This is a genomic window from Streptosporangium sp. NPDC053982 (assembly GCF_055585205.1).
Genome location: NZ_JBVJKQ010000002.1, coordinates 322779 through 343129, shown reverse-complemented (window position 1 = coordinate 343129; position 20351 = coordinate 322779). Strand labels below are relative to the sequence as shown.

The 20351-nt window shown below is 71.6% G+C and carries 20 protein-coding genes and 1 tRNA gene; 13 read left to right on the top strand and 8 right to left on the bottom strand.

Features of this window, described 5'->3' with window-relative positions:
* Nucleotides 1-83 precede the first annotated feature (83 nt).
* On the bottom strand, nt 84-704 hold the full coding sequence (locus ACZ6W9_RS04380; RefSeq protein ID WP_389961315.1) for a hypothetical protein: 621 nt from the start codon (nt 702-704) through the stop codon (nt 84-86).
* Nucleotides 705-815: 111 nt separating this feature from the next.
* Complete coding sequence (locus ACZ6W9_RS04375; RefSeq protein WP_389961317.1) at nt 816-2123, bottom strand: M20/M25/M40 family metallo-hydrolase; 1308 nt, start codon at nt 2121-2123, stop codon at nt 816-818.
* Between the two features lie 164 nt (nt 2124-2287).
* Here ACZ6W9_RS04375 and ACZ6W9_RS04370 point away from each other — a divergent pair.
* Nucleotides 2288-2373: transfer RNA gene (locus ACZ6W9_RS04370), tRNA-Leu, on the top strand.
* Between the two features lie 208 nt (nt 2374-2581).
* Here the strand turns inward: ACZ6W9_RS04370 and ACZ6W9_RS04365 are convergent.
* On the bottom strand, nt 2582-4435 hold the full coding sequence (locus tag ACZ6W9_RS04365; protein ID WP_470116717.1) for an APC family permease: 1854 nt from the start codon (nt 4433-4435) through the stop codon (nt 2582-2584).
* Nucleotides 4436-4800: 365 nt separating this feature from the next.
* On the opposite strand from ACZ6W9_RS04365, the gene ACZ6W9_RS04360 reads away from it, so the two are divergent.
* From ACZ6W9_RS04360 to crcB, 10 genes are all read left to right on the top strand, one after another.
* Nucleotides 4801-5784 (top strand): urea transporter, encoded by a 984-nt coding sequence (locus ACZ6W9_RS04360; RefSeq protein WP_470116716.1) that lies wholly within the window; start codon nt 4801-4803, stop codon nt 5782-5784.
* Between the two features lie 34 nt (nt 5785-5818).
* Nucleotides 5819-6127 (top strand): urease subunit gamma, encoded by a 309-nt coding sequence (locus ACZ6W9_RS04355; protein WP_470116715.1) that lies wholly within the window; start codon nt 5819-5821, stop codon nt 6125-6127.
* Nucleotides 6124-6954 carry a sirohydrochlorin chelatase gene (locus ACZ6W9_RS04350; protein WP_470116714.1) on the top strand — a complete coding sequence of 277 codons (831 nt, stop codon included), beginning with the start codon at nt 6124-6126 and terminating at the stop codon, nt 6952-6954. The genes ACZ6W9_RS04355 and ACZ6W9_RS04350 overlap by 4 nt, the downstream gene beginning before the upstream one ends.
* A complete protein-coding gene (gene ureB, locus ACZ6W9_RS04345; RefSeq protein ID WP_470116713.1) occupies nt 6944-7384 on the top strand; it encodes an urease subunit beta in 441 nt (146 codons plus the stop codon). Before ACZ6W9_RS04350 ends, ureB begins: the two co-directional genes overlap by 11 nt.
* Before the next feature lie 6 nt (nt 7385-7390).
* The gene (ureC, locus tag ACZ6W9_RS04340; protein WP_362932734.1) at nt 7391-9112 is read left to right on the top strand and encodes an urease subunit alpha; all 1722 of its coding nucleotides are present in this window, start codon (nt 7391-7393) and stop codon (nt 9110-9112) included.
* Nucleotides 9109-9819 (top strand): urease accessory protein UreF, encoded by a 711-nt coding sequence (locus tag ACZ6W9_RS04335; protein ID WP_362932732.1) that lies wholly within the window; start codon nt 9109-9111, stop codon nt 9817-9819. The genes ureC and ACZ6W9_RS04335 overlap by 4 nt, the downstream gene beginning before the upstream one ends.
* A gap of 25 nt (nt 9820-9844) precedes the next feature.
* A complete protein-coding gene (gene ureG / locus ACZ6W9_RS04330; protein ID WP_470116712.1) occupies nt 9845-10480 on the top strand; it encodes an urease accessory protein UreG in 636 nt (211 codons plus the stop codon).
* Nucleotides 10462-11427: an urease accessory protein UreD gene (locus tag ACZ6W9_RS04325; RefSeq protein ID WP_470116711.1), complete on the top strand. Its 966-nt coding sequence runs from the start codon at nt 10462-10464 to the stop codon at nt 11425-11427. Before ureG ends, ACZ6W9_RS04325 begins: the two co-directional genes overlap by 19 nt.
* A gap of 69 nt (nt 11428-11496) precedes the next feature.
* Nucleotides 11497-12012 (top strand): FluC/FEX family fluoride channel, encoded by a 516-nt coding sequence (locus tag ACZ6W9_RS04320; protein ID WP_470116710.1) that lies wholly within the window; start codon nt 11497-11499, stop codon nt 12010-12012.
* Entirely contained in the window at nt 12009-12365 is a 357-nt protein-coding gene (gene crcB, locus ACZ6W9_RS04315; RefSeq protein ID WP_470116709.1) for a fluoride efflux transporter CrcB, read from the top strand. Before ACZ6W9_RS04320 ends, crcB begins: the two co-directional genes overlap by 4 nt.
* Nucleotides 12366-12407: 42 nt before the next feature.
* Here the strand turns inward: crcB and ACZ6W9_RS04310 are convergent, their stop codons facing one another.
* The 3 genes from ACZ6W9_RS04310 to ACZ6W9_RS04300 all read right to left on the bottom strand — a co-directional run bounded on the left by ACZ6W9_RS04310 (nt 12408) and on the right by ACZ6W9_RS04300 (nt 15490).
* Nucleotides 12408-13145: a YoaK family protein gene (locus tag ACZ6W9_RS04310; protein WP_470116708.1), complete on the bottom strand. Its 738-nt coding sequence runs from the start codon at nt 13143-13145 to the stop codon at nt 12408-12410.
* Between the two features lie 19 nt (nt 13146-13164).
* On the bottom strand, nt 13165-14379 hold the full coding sequence (locus ACZ6W9_RS04305; RefSeq protein ID WP_389961338.1) for an ammonium transporter: 1215 nt from the start codon (nt 14377-14379) through the stop codon (nt 13165-13167).
* 193 nt (nt 14380-14572) lie between these two features.
* Nucleotides 14573-15490, bottom strand: a complete 918-nt coding sequence (locus tag ACZ6W9_RS04300) for a LysR family transcriptional regulator (RefSeq protein ID WP_389961340.1) — start codon at nt 15488-15490, stop codon at nt 14573-14575.
* A gap of 71 nt (nt 15491-15561) precedes the next feature.
* Here ACZ6W9_RS04300 and ACZ6W9_RS04295 point away from each other — a divergent pair, with 71 nt between their 5' ends.
* Nucleotides 15562-16578, top strand: a complete 1017-nt coding sequence (locus ACZ6W9_RS04295; protein WP_389961342.1) for a YeiH family protein — start codon at nt 15562-15564, stop codon at nt 16576-16578.
* 159 nt (nt 16579-16737) lie between these two features.
* Here ACZ6W9_RS04295 and ACZ6W9_RS04290 read toward each other — a convergent pair whose 3' ends face one another.
* Nucleotides 16738-17070, bottom strand: coding sequence for a hypothetical protein (locus tag ACZ6W9_RS04290; protein ID WP_389961344.1), 333 nt, complete (start codon nt 17068-17070; stop codon nt 16738-16740).
* Between the two features lie 296 nt (nt 17071-17366).
* On the opposite strand from ACZ6W9_RS04290, the gene ACZ6W9_RS04285 reads away from it, so the two are divergent.
* Nucleotides 17367-18227: a 3-methyladenine DNA glycosylase gene (locus ACZ6W9_RS04285; RefSeq protein WP_389961346.1), complete on the top strand. Its 861-nt coding sequence runs from the start codon at nt 17367-17369 to the stop codon at nt 18225-18227.
* Between the two features lie 144 nt (nt 18228-18371).
* Here ACZ6W9_RS04285 and ACZ6W9_RS04280 read toward each other — a convergent pair whose 3' ends face one another.
* Complete coding sequence (locus ACZ6W9_RS04280; RefSeq protein ID WP_470116707.1) at nt 18372-20171, bottom strand: glycoside hydrolase family 15 protein; 1800 nt, start codon at nt 20169-20171, stop codon at nt 18372-18374.
* Between the last annotated feature and the right edge of the window lie 180 nt (nt 20172-20351).

Sequence of the window (20351 nt, the reverse complement as noted above, 5' to 3'; positions counted from 1 at the left end):
CTCCCCACCGGGGGGAGGCCATGACGCGCTCCGCGACCAATGAGCGTGTCCGGTGGGGAAACCCGGGCACGCGGGACACGGCGTCAGTCAGGAGAGAAGGAGGGATCGTCCGCCGCTGTGCGGACGACAGGGGGAAGCACGCACGCCAGTGGGGCGCGCCGCGCCATCGGCCGCGGGTCGTAGACGAACCTCGCGACATCCCCCATGCCCGGCCCGGAGGGGCCGGAGCCACCATTGCCCTGGGGCAGGAACCCGTCGGTACCTGAGCCGTGGTCAACGACGGCGGGAGCCGGGGACACCGGCCCGGACTGGCTGGTGAGCCCGTCCACGCCTCGCCCGGCCATCGCTTCGGCGTCACCCGACGCCGACGGCACGCCGCTCTCCGCGGGGAAGACACCGGCCCTGACGGCCGGTCCGGAAGCGGCGGGGACGGGGGCAGGGGAACCGTCCGCTCCGGCCACCGCGGTGGTGTCCGCAGCGGCCGGAGCGGCGCCGAGAAGTCCGAAGACGACCGCGAGCAGCCATCCTGCGGCCAGCAGGCCGCCGATGGAGAGCAATCGTCTGACGATCAGCCGGGAGCCGGCCGCGAACCGCGCCATCCGGTCATCCCGCGCGAAGACCGCGCCGTCGGCGGAGACGGCCGCGGGCACGCGCCGGGCGGCGGGCGAGAACGCCCCCCACCGCCCATACGGCACGCGTGCCACGCAGCCTCCTCGAAGCCCTGGTGGGCCTGCTTTCCGCATGGCCCGCCCCCATCAACGGAAAGCTACGTTAGCACTACGCAGTGTCATCGCAATGCTTTTCCAAGGATCGGATCAGCAGGCGTCCAGGAAACGGTCAAGGACCCGCACCCCGAACCGCAGGGAGTCGACCGGCACCCGCTCGTCCACTCCGTGGAACATCCCGGAGAAGTCCAGGTCCGCCGGGAGCTTCAGCGGCGCGAAGCCGAACCCCCGCATGCCCAGCCTGCTGAACGCCTTCAGGTCCGTGCCGCCCGACAGCGTGTACGGCACCGCCAGCGCCCCCGGGTCCTCCGCGGCCAGCGCGTCGGCCATCGCGCGCACCAGCGGCCCGTCGAACCCGGTCTCCAGGGCGATGTCGTGGTAGACGAACTCCCTGGTCACGTTGGGGCCGAGCAGTTCGTCGATCGTCTTGAAGAACTCGTCCTCGTAGCCGGGCAGGAAGCGCCCGTCCACGTGCGCGGTCGCGGTCTGCGGGATGACGTTGGCCTTGTAGCCGCCCTGCAGCATGGTCGGGTTGGCGGTGTTGCGCAGCACCGCGCCGATCATCCGGGCCAGCGGTCCGAACTTGGCCACGGTCGCCTCGGCGTCGTCGAGGTCGAGTTCCACCCCCAGCACCCGGGAGGTCTCGGTGAGGAAGGTCTCGACCGTGGGCGTGAGCCGTACCGGCCACTCGTAGCGGCCGATCCGGCCGACGGCCTCGGCCAGCTCGGTGATCGCGTTCTCGGCGCTGAGCATGGAGCCGTGACCGGCCCGGCCGCGGGCGGTCAGCCGCATCCAGGCGATGCCCTTCTCCGCCGCCTCGATGAGGTAGAGCCTGCGGTCGCCGTCGATGGAGACGCTGAACCCACCGACCTCGCCGATCGCCTCGGTGCAGCCCTCGAACAACTCGGGGTGCTCGTCGGACAGCCACTGCGCGCCGTACGCGCCGCCGGCCTCCTCGTCGGCGGTGAACGCCAGCACCACGTCCCGCGGCGGGCGGCGGCCCTCGCTGAGCCGCTGCCGGACGACCGCGAGGATCATCGCGTCCATGTTCTTCATGTCGACCGCGCCGCGTCCCCAGACGCAGCCGTCGGCGATCTCCCCGCTGAGCGGGTGGTGGGTCCAGTCTTCGGCGTGGAAGGGGACGACGTCGAGGTGTCCGTGCAGGAGGAGCGCGCCGCGGGAGGGGTCCTCCCCCTCGATGCGGGCGATCACGCTCGCCCGCCGGTCGTCCGACTCCAGGATCCGGGGCTCCAGCCCCACCTCGGCCAGCTTCCCGGCGACGTACTCGGCGGCGTCCCGCTCCCCGGGGCCGGTGTTGTCCCCGGTGTTGGTCGAGTCGATCCGGATCAGGTCACGACACAGCCCGGCGACCTCGTCCTCACCATTGAGCACGGTCATGTCGGCTCCTTACGCTTGGTACGGCTTGCCCTCCCCATCCTGCCGCCGCCGGGACGCCAGGGCACCACCGGGAGGGCCGCCGGACAACCGATATGACGCACGCCCAAGAGTTTGCTAACCTAAGTCCGCCGACGAGCGATGACGGTCTCTCGTGCAGGCACCACGTCCGGGTGGCGGAATAGGCAGACGCGCTAGCTTGAGGTGCTAGTGCCCTTTGCGGGGCATGGGGGTTCAAGTCCCCCCTCGGACACATTCGATGGCTCAGGAGCCCTGGTCGCTGGAAGAGCGACCAGGGTTTCGTGTTTTCCCGGGTCGTGAACCGGTCGAGGACCCGGGATGCCGTGGGTCACGGTCTTTCCGACGGGGCCCGCCGCCCGGAGCGTTTCCGGCGGCGTCCGGCGGGGCGGGCGCACCGGGAGGGGCGGCTCATGGCGGGAAGCCGCCGGCTCTCCGTCCGGTCACATCCTGAGCCGGAAGGGCAGCAGGGCGACGACCACGTCGAGGTGCTCCCGCAGCACGAGGGCCATGAAGAGGCCGCGCTGGTTGTGCAGTATCCGGTAGCGGAAATGCCTCGGCTCGATGAGAGGGATGAGGACGATCACCCGCCTGCCCGTGGCGTCCGCCGCGCGGACGTACTCCAGAACGGGATGCACCACCGTGCGGTGGGGGTTCACGATGGTCTCGAGCCGGACGCCCGGATCCCACCTCGCCCACTGTTCGCGCATGCGGTCCGCGCCCGCGGAGTCGAAGCACACCGTGACGGCGACGACCTCTCCGCCGAACGCCAGGCCCGCGCTCAGGGCCCGCTCCGTCATGGCGGTGACGGCGGCGACCGGGATGATGACCAGCTTCTCAGGGCCGGCCGTCCCGGCGGGTCCGGAGGGTTTGGCCGGTGTCCGGCGTGTCCCCAGTTCGGCGCCGACCTCGGTGTAGTAGCGCTGAATCCGGGTGAACAGCAGCATGAGCAGGGGGACGACGATGACGACGACCCAGGCGCCCTCCCGGAACTTGGAGACGAGCAGCACCAGGGCGGCGACGCAGGTGAGCAGGGCGCCGATGCCGTTGAGCACCGCGTTGCCGAGCCAGCGGGGCGGACGCAGGCGCCACCAGCGCTCGACCATGCCGACCTGGCTGATGGTGAAGCCGATGAACACCCCGATGGCGAACATCGGGATGAGTTTGTGGGTCAGTCCGCCCACCGCGATCAGCAGCACGGCGGCCAGGACCCCCACGACCGCGACGCCGTAACGGTAGACGGGGCGTTCGGTCCGCAGTGCGAACAGATGCGGCAGGCGGTCGTCACGGGCCAGCAGGCTCAGCAGGACCGGCAGGCCGCCGAAGCTGGTGTTCGCGGCCAGGGCGAGGCCGAGTGTGACCACGATATTGGTCACGTAGTACGCCCAGCCGGTCCCGTAGGAGCCGGCCACGAGCTGGGAGAGGATGGTGACCCCCTCCCGGGGCAGCACGTGGTCCCGGTGGATGAGCAGCGCCAGTCCGAGCAGCATCGAGCCGAGCAGCAGTCCGAGGATCAGCTCGGCCCGCCGTGCCCGCACGGTCCTGGGCTCGCGGAACATGGGGACGCCGTTGGCGATGGCCTCGACGCCGGTCAGCGAGGAGCAGCCGGAGGAGAACGCCTTCAGGATCAGCAGCACCCCCAGCGTCTCGGTCACGGGAACGGTCATGGGCGCTCCCACCACCGCCGCCGGACTGGAGCGGATCAGTCCGAATATCACGACGCCGACGATGCACACCACGAACAGGATGGTCGGCGCCATCAGCACCCGCGCGCTGTCGGAGATCCCGTACAGGTTGACGACCGTCAGCAGCGCCAGCCCCGCCAGGCAGGTCTCCGTGAGGTACGGGGCCAGAACGGGGAAGGCCGAGGCCAGGCTGGCGGCCCCGGCCGCGAGGCTGACCGCCACGGTGAGCACATAGTCGACGATGAGCGCCGCGGCGGCCAGCATGCTCATCCGTTCACCCAGGTTCTCCTTGGCCACCCCGTAGGAGCCGCCGCCCTGGGGATGCGCGGCGATCACCTGGCGGTAGGAGAGCACGAGCACCATGAGCAGTCCCACGATGACCAGAGTGATCGGCAGTGTGGCGCCCACCGCGAGCGCTCCGGCGCCCGCCAGGACGAGGGCGATCTCCTCGGGTCCGTAGGCGACCGAGCTGAGCGCGTCCAGCGACAGCGCGGCCAGTCCCTCCAGGCTGGTCAGATGCCCCCTGTCCCCTTCGCCGTGGCGCAGTTGGAGCCTGCGGTGTGCGGCCGGGGTCCCGGAGTCCTGGTGTTTCCACCGCGGCAGTGAGGGCATGTCACGCGGCCTTCATGCACGCCCCGGAGCCCGTCCTCCGGCCGGCCGTTCTCCTGATCGTGGGACCGGCGGCAGAGGAGGGGGCCCGGGAAGAGCATCCGTTTCCCGTCGGCACGGGCGTTCCTGGCTTTTCGCTGGTTGACATCTTCCCACTTACGTTTCGACGTCCGCCCGGATTATTTGAATTCTTCGGTGGCCTCAGTAGTGGTTAATGCCCACATATCCGGTCAATGCCACGAATAAAATCATTGACCAGAGCATGACCTTTTATGGTTTTTGTTGATCCGAGGGTGCGGGAATCATCGCCGCAGCGCGTAGGGTCCCCGCGTCCTGTCACACCGTCGGAGTCCAAGGGGTTGACGTCTTTGTCCTCGGCACCCGCACCACCGGATCCGGCGGAGCAGACGACCCACCCGGAGAGGCCAGGAGTCCTCGACCTGCTGCGCACCGTTCCGAGGGGCGTCGCACAGGTCGACTTCCAGTCGAACCTCTGGACCGGCCTGGTGTTCCTCGTCGCGTTGTTCGCGGGGGGCTGGCAGTTCGGTGTCTTCGGGCTGCTGGGGACGGTGGTCGCCACGCTCACCGCCTACCTGCTCGGCGCCTCCTGGCCGGACCGGGTCTCGCCGGGCCTGGAGGGCTTCTGCGGCACGCTGATCGGTGTCAGCCTGGTGCTCTACCTGGACGTCCGGTGGATGACGGTCGTGCTCGTCGTCGTCGGCGCGATCGCCGGAAGCGTGCTCACCTCGGCGCTGAGCGTGCTCCTCGCGCCGTACCGCCTGCCGACCTTCACCGCGCCCTTCTGTGTGATCACCACGGTGATGGTGGTCGGAGGGCCGTCCTTCCACCGGATCTGGGCGGGCCACGCGGGCGCGGCCCCGCCGTCCGCCACCGCTCCCGGCATCGCGATGACCTGGAACCACTTCTGGCAGGGCACGTTCAACGGCGTCGGCCAGGTGTTCTTCCAGAACAAGTGGTACGTCGGCGTGATCTTCCTGGTCGGGCTGTTCGTCAGCGGATGGATGACCGGACTGGTGGCGCTCGTGTCCAGCCTGATCGGTCTGCTCACCGGCTGGGCGCTGGGCGCGCAGGCCGCGGACCTGGGAGCGGGACTGTACGGCTACAACTCCGTGCTGACCGGGCTCGCGCTGTTCGGCACCTTCATCGCGGTCACCCCGGTGAGCGCCGCCTACGCCGTGATCGGCACGGTGTCGGCTGCGGGGCTGACGGCCGCCGTCGGCAATCTGTTCCAGGTGGTCGGAGGCCACACTCTCACCTGGCCGTTCGTACTCGTGAGCTGGGTGTTCCTCGCCGCCGTCCCGATGCTCAACAAGATCAAGCGCGCCGGGTGACCGTCGATGGCCGCGGGCGCGGAAAGGACCGTCAATGAACCTCACACCGCGAGAGATGGACAAGCTGATCATTTTCACCGTCGCGCAGATGGCGCAGCAGCGCCGGGATCGGGGCCTGAAGCTCAACTACGCCGAGGCGGTGGCGCTGATCAGCTCGGCGATCGTGGAGGCGGCCCGGGACGGCAAGTCCGTCGCGGAGTGCATGGAGCTGGGCAAGCAGATCGTCGGACCCGACGACGTCCTACCCGGTGTGCGCGGCATGATGAAGCTGATCCAGGTGGAGGCGGTCTTCGACGACGGCACCAAGCTGGTCTCCTGCCACGACCCGGTGGGCGGGAAGTGAGGCCGGACCGTCGCAGGGTCCTGCTGGTCGGCGGGCACGAGAGCCGGGACGGCCGGTGCCTGCCCGGCCTGGTGGGGCCGGACGGTCCCGAGGTCCGCGCCGTGGGCCGCGACCTGCACGCCGCGCTCGTCGGCCGCGACCGGATCGTGGCGGTGCCGATGACGCTCGGACGGGATCCGGAACTGACGGCCGTCGCCGCGCAGACCCTGAGGTGGGTGGCTCGTGAGCGTGCGCCGGGGGACCTGCTGCTGGCCGGGCCGCTGGGCACGACCGGGCATCTGGTCGGCTGGATCAGGGGTGCGGTGACCCGGGCGCTGCGCGACGGGCCGCCGCGGCAGGCGGTGCTGCTGGTGGCGCCGGCGGCCGGGCCCGAGCCTGACGCGGAACTGTTCAGGGTGGCGCGGCTGGTGCGGCAGTACACCTCCGTGCGCTGGGTGGAGGTCGCGCTGATCGGCGGTGACCCGGACGTGGACGAGGGCGTGGAACGTTGCCTGCGGCTGGGGGCCGACGGCGTCGTGCTGGTGCCCGCCTCGTTCGTCCCGGTGGCCCCGCGGCCCGGCGTCCGGACCGCGGGGCCGCTCCTGGGGCCCGCCTCGCTCGCCACGCTGGTCCGCGAGCGGGTGGCCGAGGCGGAACACCGGTGGGACCGGTACGGCGACGACGGGCTGGCGACCGTCCACCACGGCCACGGCCACGGCCACGGCCACGAACACGAACACGGCCGTGAACACGGCCATCGCGACGAGCACGACCACACAGATCGTCACCGGAACCCGTCCGTGCCGGTGACGGCGAACCTGAAGGAGGCGGCGTCCCATGTCGGATGACGTTTACATGTACGGCGAAGGGCAGATCGAGCTGAACGCCGGCCAGCCCAGGGTGACCATCACGGTCCACAACACCGGCGACCGCGCCGTTCAAGTCGGTTCCCACTTCCACTTCTTCGAGGTCAACCGGGCGCTGAGCTTCGACCGCGACCAGGCGTTCGGCAAACGCCTGGACATCCCCGCCGGGACCGCGGTCCGGTTCGAACCCGGGGACACCAAGCAGGTGACCCTGGTCGAGTACGGCGGCGGTCAGCGGCTGGTGGGCTTCGGCGGTCTCCTCAACGGCAGCGTCCGCTCCGGCGAGGCGCACCGCAAGGCGCTGAAGAGGATGCGCGAACGCGGCTACCACGACGAGCCCGGCACGTCCGGCACGTCCGAGGAGAAGCCGGCCAGGAAGTCGAAATCCCAGAGCTCCGGGAAGAAGGGCTGAACCGCCATGGCCACGATGAGCCGCAAACAGTACGCGACGATGTACGGGCCGACGGTGGGCGACAGGCTCCATCTCGGGGACACCAACCTCATCGCCGAGGTGGAGAAGGACTACACCGAGGGGCATTACGGGGACGAGACCCAGTACGGCGGCGGCAAGACCGCCCGGGACGGGATGTCGGCCGATCCGGCCTCGGACAGCGCGGTCGCCCTGGACCTGGTGATCACCAACGCGGTGATCATCGACCCGGTGCTGGGCATCGTCAAGGGCGACATCGGCGTCAAGGACGGGAAGATCGCCGGGATCGGCAAGTCCGGCAACCCGCACACTCAGAACGGGGTCGACCGGCGCCTGATCGTCAGCGCCAGCACCGAGGTGCTCTCCGGCGAGAACCTCATCGCCACGCCCGGAGGGATCGACACGCACGTCCACTTCCTCACCCCCCAGCAGGCCCAGCACGCGCTGAGCAACGGGATCACCACGCTGGTCGGCGGCGGCACCGGCCCGGCGGACGGCTCCCGCGGCTGCACCACCACGCCCGGCCCGTGGAACATCTCCCGCATCCTCCAGGCCTACGAGGCCATCCCGATCAACATCGCGGTGTACGGCAAGGGGAACAGCAGCCTGCCGGCCCCGCTGGAGGAGCAGATCCGGGCCGGGGCGGCCGGCCTGAAGGTGCACGAGGACTGGGGCACCACCCCCGCCGTCATCGACTGCGCGCTGTCGGTCGCCGACGAGCTCGACATCCAGATCAACATCCACACCGACACGCTGAACGAGGCGGGCTACGTCGAGGACACCATCAACGCGATCAACGGCCGCACGATCCACACCTACCACTCCGAGGGCGCCGGCGGCGGGCACGCCCCCGACATCCTGCGGGTCACCGGCGAGCCCAACGTGCTCCCGGCCTCCACCAACCCGACGCTGCCGTACACCGTTGACTCGGTGGACGAACTGCTGGACATGACGATGGTCTGCCACCACCTCAGCTACGACGTGCCCGAGGACGTGGCGTTCGCCGAGAGCCGGGTGCGCGCCGAGACCATCTCGGCCGAGACCGTGCTGCACGACCTGGGCATCATCAGCATCATCGGGTCGGACTCGCAGGCGATGGGCCGGGTGGGCGAGACGTTCACCCGGGCCTTCCAGGTGGCCCACCACAACAAGGACAAGCGGGGGACGCTGCCGGAGGACTCCGCCCGCAACGACAACTTCCGGGTGCTGCGCTACCTGGCCAAGGTGACCATCAACCCGGCCCGTGCCTCCGGGATGGCGGACACGATCGGCTCTCTGGAGGACGGGAAGCTCGCCGACATCGTGCTGTGGCCGATCCACTCCTTCGGGGCCAAGCCCGCCATGGTCGTCAAGGGCGGCCTGATCAGCTGGGCCCAGATGGGCGACCCGAACGCGTCCCTGCCGACACCGCAGCCGGTCTACTACCGCCCCACGTACGGGGCCTTCGGCAGGGCGCTGTCGAGCACCTGCGTCACCTTCATGTCCGCCGCCGGGATCGAGGCGGGTGTGCCGGAGAGACTCGGGCTGCAGCGGCTGATCCGACCCGTACGGCAGTGCAGGACCGTCGACAAGCGCCACATGATCCGCAACACGACGCTCGCCCGGATCGAGGTCGACCCCGAGACCTACCGGGTGACCGTCGACGGGGAGCCCGCGCACATCGAACCGGCCAAGAAGCTGCCGCTGAACCGGCTGTACTTCCTGGCATGAGCGCGACCTCCGGCACCGGCGACCTGGACCCGCTGCTGGCCCAGTTCCAGCTCACCGACTCCGGTTTCCCCAGCGGGATGTACACGTTGTCGCACGGGCTGGAGGGGTACGTCCAGCTCCGGATCACCGGTCCGGAGAACCTGCGTGAACTGCTGACCGACCTGCTGTACAACGCCGTGGGCCCGGCGGACGCGGCGGCCCTGGTGCTGGCGCACCGCGCCGCCGGCGAGGAGGACTGGGAGCGGCTGGTCCAGGTCGACCGGCGGCTGCACGCGATCAAGCTCAACCGCGAGCAGCGGGCCGCCTCGGTGCGGACCGGCCGGCAGGTCCTCGACACGGCGGCCTTCGCCTTCCCGGTGCCGGAGGCCGCCCGGCTGGCGGAGCTGGTGGCGGAGAAGACCACACCGGGCAATCACGCGGTCGTGGTCGGCGCGCTCTACGCGGGGCTCGGAGTGCCGGTGGCACACGCGGTCGGCGCCGACCTGTACGCCTTCGCCGCGAGCTGGACGGCGGCGGCGGTTCGGCTGGGCCGTACCGACTTCCGCCGCGCGCAGGGGCTGCTGCGCGAGATCCGCCCGGATCTCGCGCGGGTCGCGCGGACGGCGCTCACCGCCGGGGATCCGCGGGACCTGCACGGCGCGGCGCCCCTCGCCGACATCGTCTCAGCCGCGCACGAGCGGGCGGAGGCCCGCCTGTTCGCCACCTGATCCGTTCGTACGTGAGAGGAACGAGATGGAGCTGGAGAAGGTCTTCAAGGTAGGGATCGGCGGCCCCGTCGGATCCGGCAAGACGGCGCTGATCGAGGCGCTGGTCCCCCACCTGCAGGCCCGGGGGCACCGCATCGGTGTGATCACCAATGACATCTACACCCAGGAGGACGCCGAGCACGTCCGCCGTACGCTGGCCGGGACGCTCGATCCCGAGCGGATCGTGGGTGTCGAGACGGGGGCCTGCCCGCACACCGCGGTCCGGGACGACCCGACCATGAACCTGGCGGCGGCGGCCGAGATGCTCGACCGCTTCCCCGATCTCGACATGCTGCTGTTCGAGAGCGGCGGAGACAACCTGACGCTCACCTTCAGCCCGGTGCTGGCCGACGTGTACATCTTCGTCCTGGACACGGCCGAGGGCGAGAAGATGCCGCGCAAGCGCGGCCCGGGCACCACGGACTCCGACCTGCTAATCATCAACAAGATCGACATCGCCCGGTACGTCCGCACCGACCTGAGGGTCATGGAACGGGACGCGCGGGCGGTGCGCGGCGCCGGTCCGGTCGCGCTGACCGACTGCCTCACCGGCACCGGGGTCCCCCAGGTCGTCGACTTCATCGAGGCACGGGCGGGAGCGGCGTGCACCTCGCCGGCGTAGGGACGGTGGACGGCTCGCGAAGAACCGGCGACCGCCTCTCCCCGGAGTGGTACCTCCCCGGCTGGGTGCCCGAACCGGTGCGGCGGCACGCCGGCGTCCCGGACATGCTGCCGGTCGGCAGCCCCGGCAAGGTCGGGATCCTCGACCTCGAGTTCGAGCGGATCGGTGACCGGACGGAGCTGACCGGCCACTACCAGAAGGCGCCGCTGCACATCACCCGGCCGCTCTACCGCGACCCCGAGAATCCGGGCCTGCCGTACGTCATGATCATGTCGTCCGGAGGCGGGGTCCTCCAGGGGGACCGCTACCGCGTCGACGTCTCCTGCGGGCCGGGAGCGGCCGTGCACCTGACCACCCAGGGCGCCACCCGGCTCTACCGGATGGAGCAGGACTACGCCACGCAGCTCGTCCGCCTCACCGTGGGGCCCGGCGGTCACCTGGAGTACCTGCCGGACAAGACGATCCCGTTCGGCGGCACGCGGTACTACCAGCGGATCGACGTCACCGCCCACCCCGACTCCACCGTCGTGCTGGGCGAGACGTTGCTGGCCGGCCGGCTCGCCCGGGGAGAACGGCACGCGTACACGGCGTACTGCGGCGACGTCGAGGTACACGACACCGCGGGTCGGCTGCTGTTCGCCGACCCGCTCCGCCTGGTGCCGGAGGAACGGGCGGTGACGGGACCGGCGGTGATGGACCGGTACGGGGTCCTGGCGTCCCTGTACGTCGTCACCGGGGCGCGACCCGCGCGGATCCTGGCCGACGCGATGCACGAGGTGCTCACCCGCACCGGATCGCGGGCCGGGGCCGGCGTCCTGCCGGGCGAGCGGGGCGCCTGGGCGCGTGTCCTCGGGGAGCGGTCACCCGAGGTCGAGGGCGCCTTCGGGCAGGCCCTGGACACCGTCCGCGGGCTGCTGCCGGGAGCGTCCGCCCCGCGCGGACGCTGACACCGGTCCGGCGCTCTCGACGGCGAGAAGGCCTGGAGGAGACGGTGAGAAGACCTGGAGGAGGAGGCCATGGAGTCCCCGGGAAGGGCAGAGGGGCATCTGCTCCATCGTGAAAGAGCCGAGGCGTCCGTCCTGGACCGGCGCGGGGAGGGGTCGCCCCGCCATCCGGGGGTCCGGCCCGGCGCGCTCCTCGACATCGCCGTCGGAGGAGCGGTCGGGGCCCTGCTGCGTTATCTGATCACCGAGGCGATGCCCGGGGCGGAGGGAGGCTTCCCCTGGGGGACCCTCCTGGTGAACGTCCTCGGCTGCCTGTTCATAGGGGTGCTGACGACGTACCTGCTCAAGGGCCGGCCGCATGCTTTCGCCCGTCCGCTGCTGGTGACCGGCTACCTGGGCGGTTTCACCACGTTCTCCCATCTCATCGACGGGGTACACGCCCTCGGCCGCGCCGGGAGCTGGGACCTGAGCGTCACCTACGCGGTGGTCAGCGTGGTGGGCGGCTGGATCGCGATCGTGGCGGGGCTCCGGCTCGGGGAGCTGGTGCCGCACCGCGCGGGCGGGTCCGAGGGCGGTGCGCCGTCATGATCCTCCTGCTGGTGCTCATCGGAGGGGCGTTCGGCGCCGTGCTGCGCTACATCCTCGACAGGGCGGTCAAGGCGCGGTTCGGCAAGGCGTTCCCGTGGGGGACCCTGACGGTCAACCTCCTGGGCGCGGGGATTCTGGGGGCGCTGCACGGAGCGGGCGTGGGGATCGGGGCGGAGGCCCTGGCCGGCACGGGCTTCTGCGGCGCGCTGACGACGTTCAGCACCTTCGAGCTGGAGACCGTCCACCTCCTCCAGGACGGGAAGTACGCCAGAGCGGCGGCGAACGTGCTCGTCTCCCTGGTGCTCGGCTTCGCCGTCCTCGCGCTCCTGTTCACCGTGTTCCGGGCGGTGTGACGGCTTCCGGGCGGACCCGCGCCGGTCGGCGGGCAGGCGCCCTCAGCGCCAGCGCTCCGCGCCGGGACGCCTGGCGGCGACGTACACGATCAAGGTGCATCCGGTGAGGATGAGAACGGCCGTCCACAGCGGGGCCGTCGGAAAGAGCGCCCACCGCAGCAGGCCCGAGACCAGGGCACCGGCCAGCAGCGCGCAGATCGAGACGAGTCTCCGGCCCTGCCTGGAGGGCATGACGGACTCGGCGAACAGCGAAGTGAGCGTGGTCGTGACGACCGTGGTGTTCAGGTCGGGCACCCTGATCCCGCGTACGACCGCGTACTGCCAGCCCAGGGAGAGGGCGAGCGTCATGATGACCGGCCACCGCGTCCGGAGGTCGGCGAACCCGTACCGGGAGGCCAGGATCGACGCGCCGCAGACCAGCGCCGCCTGGACCGCGGTGCCCGCGGCCAGCAGCAGGCCGCGGTGCCTGCGCCCGGACCACGACAGGACGACGACGCCACCGCCGGTCGCTCCCGTCGCGAAGGACACGAGCGACAGCGCGGAGGGCAACGGCGTGCCGTGGCCGGCCAGGCCGAGGCCGAGGATGATGACGTTCCCCGTCATGGCGGCGACGAAGACCTGGCCGAGGTCCAGGAAACTCGACGCGTCGATCATCCCGGTGGTGAAGGCGAGCGCGGCGAGCACGTACGGCAGGGGCCCGTCGGTCCGCGTTCCGCCACCGCCCCGCGTTCCGCAGTTCCGCCCGCCGCCGGCGGCGGCCCGCCGGCCTCCGCCGGTCACGGCCTCGCGCCGGCGGGTCTCATCCGATCCGCAGCTCGGTGTCGAGGCCCGCGGTCTCCTCCCGGGGGCTCGGGCGGAAGGTGCACAGGGCCTCCACGGCCTTGCCGATGAGGTAGGTGAGCACGAAGGTGTAGCAGGCGACGGCGAGGACGGCGACCACCTGCTTGCCCAGCAGGGAGACCGAGCCGCCGTAGAAGAGACCGGCGATGGGCTTGGCGTACTTGCCGGTGGCGAAGAGCCCGAGGAGCACCACGCCGACGATGCCGCCGGCCCCGTGGATGCCGACGACGTCCAGGGTGTCGTCGTATCCGACGGTCGTCTTGACCTCAACGGCGTAGGTGCAGACGATGGCGGCGACGATGCCGATGATCGTCGCGCCGAAGAGGTTGACGTACCCGCAGGCCGGGGTGATGGCCACCAGACCGGCGAGCGCGCCGGTCGTGCCGCCCAGCCGGGAGAACCGCCCGAACCGGATCCGTTCGAACATCATCCAGACCAGCATCGCGACGCAGCCGCACATCATGGTGTTGACCACCGCGTTCGCCGCCAGGGCGCCGTCCGTCAGGGCCGATCCGCCGTTGAAACCGAACCAGCCGAACCACAGCAGCCCCATGCCCGCCATGACCAGCGGGATGTTCTTCGGCTCCGGGGGTCCCTCCCTGCGGAAGGACAGGCTCGGCCCGAGCACCAGTGCCAGCGCCAGGCCGGCGATCCCGGAGTTGAGCTCGACGACCAGGCCGCCGGCGAAGTCCAGCACCCCCCACCTGTTGAGCCAGCCGTCCTTGGAGAACACCCAGTGGGCGACCGGCAGGTAGACCAGGGTCACCCAGACCGCACCGAAGACCATCCAGGGGCCGAGCCTGACGCGGTTGGCGACCGAACCGCTGACCAGCGCGAGCGTGATGATGGCGAAGACGAGTTGGAAGAGCGAGAAGACATACATCGGGATGACGCCCCGCAGGACCGACGGCGTGGTCCTGAAGAACTCCCATTCGCCCCAGCCGATCAGGCCGAGTCCTCCCACGTCGTCGCCGAACGCCAGGCCGAACCCGTAGACGAACCAGATGACGGTCACCACCGCGATCGCGACGAAGCTCATGTACAGAACGCTGACGAGGTTCTTCGCCCGGGCCATCCCGCCGTAGAAGAGGGCGAGGCCCGGTGTCATGAGCAGCACCATGGCGAAGCTGACGAGCACCCATGCGGAATCTCCGGTATTCAGCCCATATTTCATGCCCGAGCTCCTGGTATTCGATCGATACCATTAGAAATGAGCATTCAATGAACCCATGAAACATTCTCGCGAAGCGTTTCGAACAAAGCTTCGTTCATCGGGTCTTTACCCCTCCCGATATCGCCCGAATGCCTTGTTTGTCTTTTGATGGGGCCACGGGCTTTCCCCCTCGGATGACTCCGGGGAGTCACGGTCAGAGGGGCGGGGCGGAGCGGGCGGAGGCCGCGGCGAGGCGGACGAGTTCGGCGGCGGCGCCGGAGAGGCGCGTCCGCCTGCGCCAGACCGCCAGCAGCGGCCGGCGCAGGTCGAAGCCCTCGACGGGGACCTCGACCAGCCGTCCCTCGCGGAGTTCGGCCGCGACGGCGAGCGCGCTGAGCACGGCCGGAGCGGCCCCGGCCTCCACCGCCACCTTCACCGCGGCGTTGGACGACAGCTCCAGGGCGGGCGGAACGGTGACCCGTCCGGCCATGACGCGGTCGAGGGCGGAGCGGGTGCCCGAGCCCGGCTCGCGTACCACCAGCGGGGTGGCGGCCAGGTCGGCGAAACGCAGGCGGACCGGGTGGCGCGCCCATGGATGGCGGGGTCCCACGACCACGATGAGGCGGTCGTAGGCGACGTACCGGGTGCTCAGCCCCCGCGGCAGGAACGGCGACTCGATGAAGCCCACGTCGATCTCACCGTCCCGCGCCAGTCCGCAGACCATGTCCGAGTTGACCACGCGCGGCCTCACCTCGACGCCGGGAAGGGTACGGCGGAGCGCGGCCAGCCAGCCCGGCATGAGGTATTCGGCGATCGTCATGCTCGCCGCCACCCGCACGAGCGCGTCGCCTTCCCGGCGCAGGGTCCGCACGCTCGCCAGCAGGCCGTCCGCCGCGGCCAGTGCCGTCCGGGCCTGGTCGGCGACGATCCGGCCCTGCGGGGTGAGGCGGGAGCCGGTGGTCGAGCGGCGCAGCAGGGGCAGGCCCAGTTCCCGCTCCAGGGTGTCGAGCCGGCGGCTGGCGGACGCCTGGGTGATGCCGTGCAGCCTGGCCGCCTTGCCGAGGCTGCCCTGCTCGGCGACGAGGAGCAGGAGTTCGAGGCTCGCCAGGTCGGGCCAGCGCGTGTTGCTCATGCGGTCACCGTATGACCTGCTACGAAATCGGTGGCTACCGGGCCGATCGTGCACCTGGCAGAAATGCTGGCATGACCCCGTCCACCGTGCCGGCGCCGGCCACCGGCGTCCGCTCCCTCCTGCCAGGGCTCGTCGTGTCGGCCGCCGGTGTCGCGGCGGCCACCGGGGTCAACGCCCTCCTGCCCGCCGTGAGCCCGCTGATGGCGGCGGTCGTGCTCGGCGCCCTCATGGCGAACCTCGGAGCGCGCCCGGCGGCCCTGCGGCCCGGTCTCTCGTTCGCCTCCAGGCGGCTGCTCCGGCTCGGCGTCGTGCTCCTCGGCGCGCAGCTCGCCGTACGGGACGTCCTCGCCCTCGGGCTGCCGGTGGTGCTGCTGGTGGTGGCGACGGTGGCCGTCACCTTCTCCGGCACGTGGTGGCTCGGACGCCGGCTCGGGCTGGGCCGCGACCTCTCGCTGCTGACGGCCACCGGCTTCTCCATCTGCGGCGCGGCCGCGGTCGCCGCGATGAACGGGGTCACCGACGGCGACGAGGAGGACGTCGTGACCGCGGTCGCCCTGGTCACCCTGTTCGGCTCCCTCTGCATCGTCGCCCTCCCGCTGGCCCAGGGGTTCCTCCGCCTTCCCCCGGAGGGCTTCGGCGTCTGGAGCGGGGCGAGCGTGCACGAGGTGGCCCAGGTGGTCGCCACGGCGCAGACGGCCGGTACGGCGGCGCTCGCGACGGCCGTGGTCGTCAAGCTGACCCGGGTCGTGCTGCTGGCCCCGCTGATCGCCGGCGTCGGCGTCCTGCGCCGCCGTACGGCCGGGCCCCAGGCGGGCGGGAAGCCGCCCCTCGTCCCTCTCTTCGTGGCCGGTTTCCTCGGGATGGTCGCGCTGCGCAGCCTCGGCGCCCTGCCGGACGCCTGGCTGGATCCGCTCAGGACGGCCGAGACCCTGCTGTTCACCGCCGCGTTGTTCGCCATGGGGGCCGCGGTCGACCTGCGGGCGCTGACGCGCACCGGCCGCCGGGCCGTCGTGCTCGGCGCGCTGTCGACGGCCCTCGTCTCGCTGGTGGCGCTGGGCGGCGTGCTGATCCTGACGTCCCCGGGCTGATCGTCCCGGCGCCGATGCGCCGCCATCACCGGTGGCCCGGCGCGTCGCCGTAGGCCGCTCGCGCCGGGCGGGTCCCCTGTCCGCCGGCGAGGATCACCGGCGGACAGGGGACGGGGGACACGGGCCTCCGGGCCCGGTCACCCGCGGGCCGATCCCGGATCAGCAGCACACGGCGGCGGTGGTGAAGGTGGTGAAGGCCGGGAGCGTACAGGCGACGCCCCCGACGAAGGTCGGGCCGCCCCAGCCGACGAAGCCGCCCCACGGACGGACGAAACCGAAACCGGGCCGGATGAAGCCGCCCCCGGGAACGCCCCAACCGGGGCCGCCCCAACCTGGACCGCCCCAGCCGGGGCCGCCGGCCACGAAGCCCGCCTGGGTGAGACCGACCGGACGAGCCGGAACGGCGGTGGCCGCCGAAGCGGCGACCGGTGCCGCGACGGCGAGCGCGGCGCAGACGGAACCGGCCAGAAGAAGCTGACGGATCATGGTCATATAACCTCCTGTCCATATATGATCACTCTCTGTGACAATCGCCAGGTTATCGAACCGTTCATCGGGAAGCCGGACATGCGGGTCAACGTCCGGCAATCAATGACGGCGATATGGACGATGTCCGCGACGGTGCTCCGGGACCCGGCGCCGTGGTGGAGGCGAACCCGGAAGCGTACGGCGGGCACGCGGCCGGGGCGGCGCGGCGGGCGCAGCCCGTGGCCATGCGGCGGGTGGGGCCCCGGGGCCGCGCGGCGGGCACTGTCCGGACGCCGTCCGGGCGCGCATACCATGCAGCGGTGGAGGTTCTGGAGCCGGAGGAGTGGCGGGCGCGGGCGGCGGCCTACGAGCGGCGCGTCGAGGCGTGGGTGGCGCCGCACCTGGCGCGCAGGTCGCGGGGCGAGGCGCACCCGGTCGAGGACTTCCTGTTCACCTACTACGGGCACCGGCCCGGACGGCTGCGCCGCTGGCACCCGGGCGCGGACGTCCTGCTCAGGGGCGCGCGCGACCTCGGCCCCGACTACGTCGACACCCCCGAGGGGGCGACGCTCGACGTGGCGGCGCTGATGGACCGGCGCGGCTCCTCCGTCGAGTGGACCGCGCGGCTGCTGTCCGCCACCGCGTCGCGGCCGGCGTTCCTCGGCTGCTTCGGCCTGCACGAGTGGGCGATGGTCTACCGGGCGGAGGAGGTACGGCACGGCGCCTGGCCGCTGCGGCTGCCCGGGGAGGAGATCGCGCGGATCGTGGAGCAGCGCGGGGTGCGGTGCAGCCACTACGACGCGTTCCGCTTCTTCACCCCCGAGGCCCGTCCGCTGAACGCGTTGCAGCCGACGAGGGAGCGGCAGCCGGAGCTGGAGCAGCCGGGCTGCCTGCACGCCAACATGGACCTGTACAAGTGGTCCTACAAGCTGTCGCCGCTGGTCTGCGGGGAACTGGTCGCCGACTGCTTCGAGCTGGCCCGTGACGTGCGCGCCGTGGACATGCGTGCCAGCCCGTACGACCTGGGCCGGCTGGGTTACCGGCCCATCCGGATCGAGACGGCCGAGGGGCGGGCCGAGTACGCCGCCGAGCAGCGGGGGTTCGCCGAGCGGGCCCGGCCGCTGCGCCGCCGGCTGCTGGACGCCTGCGAGCGGCTGCTGTCCGGCGCCGGCCGTACCTGACTCCTCCGGCTCCGCGCCTGTAAGGCCGGTGCCTCCAGCCGGTGCGGCGGAGCGTGCCGGCCCTCCGGCTCCGCGTGCCCGTACGGCTGGCGCCGGCCGTACGGAAAGCGGGGGCCCGCCGGTCGGAGCGGGCCGTCCGGGGGATCAGGAGCGGCCCGGGTGTCCGCGGGCGCGGCGGGTGCGGTTGTCGCCGGCCAGCGCGGCCGCGGTGTTGACGATCGACACGTGGCTGTAGGCCTGCGGGAAGTTGCCGAGCTGGCGGTGGCGGGCGGCGTCGTACTCCTCGGCGAGGAGGCCGACGTCGTTGCGGACCGCGAGCAGCCGGTCGAACAGCTCCCGGGCCTCCTCCCGGCGGCCGATCAGTGCCAGGGCGTCGGCCAGCCAGAAGGAGCAGGCGAGGAAGGCCCCCTCTCCTCCGGGCAGGCCGTCCGCTTCCTCGTCGGAGCGGTAGCGATGGACGAAGCCGTCCTCGGACAGCTCGCGCCGTACCGCGTCCACCGTCCCGGCGACGCGGGGGTCGCCCGGCGCCAGGAAGCCGAGTCTGGGAATGAGCAGGAGAGCGGCGTCCAGTCCCGTCGAGCCGTAGTACTGGGTGAAGGTGTTGCGGCCGGGGTCGTAGCCGCGCTCGCAGACGTCCCGGTGGATCTCCTCGCGCAGCGCCCGCCAGCGGTCCGCGGGGCCGTCGCGGCCATGGTTCTCGACGGCGGAGATCATGCGGTCCGCCGCGACCCACGCGAGGATCTTGGAGTGGACGAAGTCGCGGCGCGGGCCGCGCGTCTCCCACAGCCCGTTGTCGGGCTTGCGCCAGGCGCCCTCCAGGTAGTCCATGAGGACGAGCTGGAGGTCCCACGCGTCGTCGTCCGGTCTGAGCCCGGCGTCGCGGGCCAGCTCCAGGCAGTCCATGATCTCGCCGTAGACGTCGAGCTGGAACTGGGCGGAGGCGGCGTTGCCGATCCGCACCGGCTGCGCCCCCTCGTAGCCGGCGAGCCAGTCGGGGTTCCACTCCGGGATCCGGCGGCCGCCGTCGAGGGTGTACATGGTCTGGAGGTCGGCGGGCTCTCCGGCGACGGCCCGAAGCAGCCAGTCGCGCCAGGCGGTGGCCTCGTCGTCGTACCCGGCGCGCATCAGCGCCTGCAGGGTGAAGGTCGCGTCCCGCAGCCAGCTGTAGCGGTAGTCCCAGTTGCGGGTGCCGCCGGGCCGTTCGGGCAGGGAGGTGGTGGGGGCGGCGACCAGGCCCCCGGTGGGGGCGTAGGTCAGCGCCTTGAGGGTGAGGAGGCTGCGCCGGACGGCCTCGCCGTACTCCCCGTCGTAGCGGCAGCCTGTCAGCCAGCGGTTCCACATCCGTTCGGTGGCGGTCAGGGACTCCTCGGCGTCGGTCCGCTCGGGGCGGGGCAGCCACGACTCCCGCCAGGTCAGCACGAACGGCACCCGGTCCCCGGCGGAGACGGTGAAGGCGGCGGCGGTGCGGTGGGCCTCCTTGTCGGGGCACAGCGGGACGGGACACTGGAGCCAGGCGGCGTCCGGACCGGCCACGACGGCGAGCCGGCCGCCCTCATGGCGGAGCCAGGGCACGATGTGGCCGTAGTCGAAGCGCAGCGTCAGCTCGGTGCGCATCTCGACCCGGCCGTGGACGCCCTCGACGATACGCACCAGGTCGGGCGCCTGGCCGCGGGCCGGCATGAAGTCCAGGACGCGCACGCACCCGTCCGGGGAGTCCCATGTCGTCTCCAGCACCAGGGTGTCGCCACGGTAGCGGCGCCCGGTGCAGGTCTCCCGGCCGGCCGGCGCCAGCAGCCAGCGTCCGGCGCGCGGGCCGTCCAGCAGCGCGGCGAAGCAGGCCCCGGAGTCGAACCGCGGCAGGCACAGCCAGTCCACCGAGCCGTCCCGCCCGACCAGGGCGGCGGTGTGCATGTCGCCGATCAGCGCGTAGTCCTCGATCCGCATCCCGTGCTCCCTACCGATCCGTCTCTCTGCCTCCCGCGGCTCCGTTCTGTGCGTCCTACCGGTTCGTCCGGTTCCTCCCGCGGCTCCGTCCTGTGCCTCCAGCCGGTCTCCGACGGCTCCGACGGCTCCAATGGCTCCGACGGCTCCGACGGCTCCGACGGCTCCGACGGCTCCGACGGC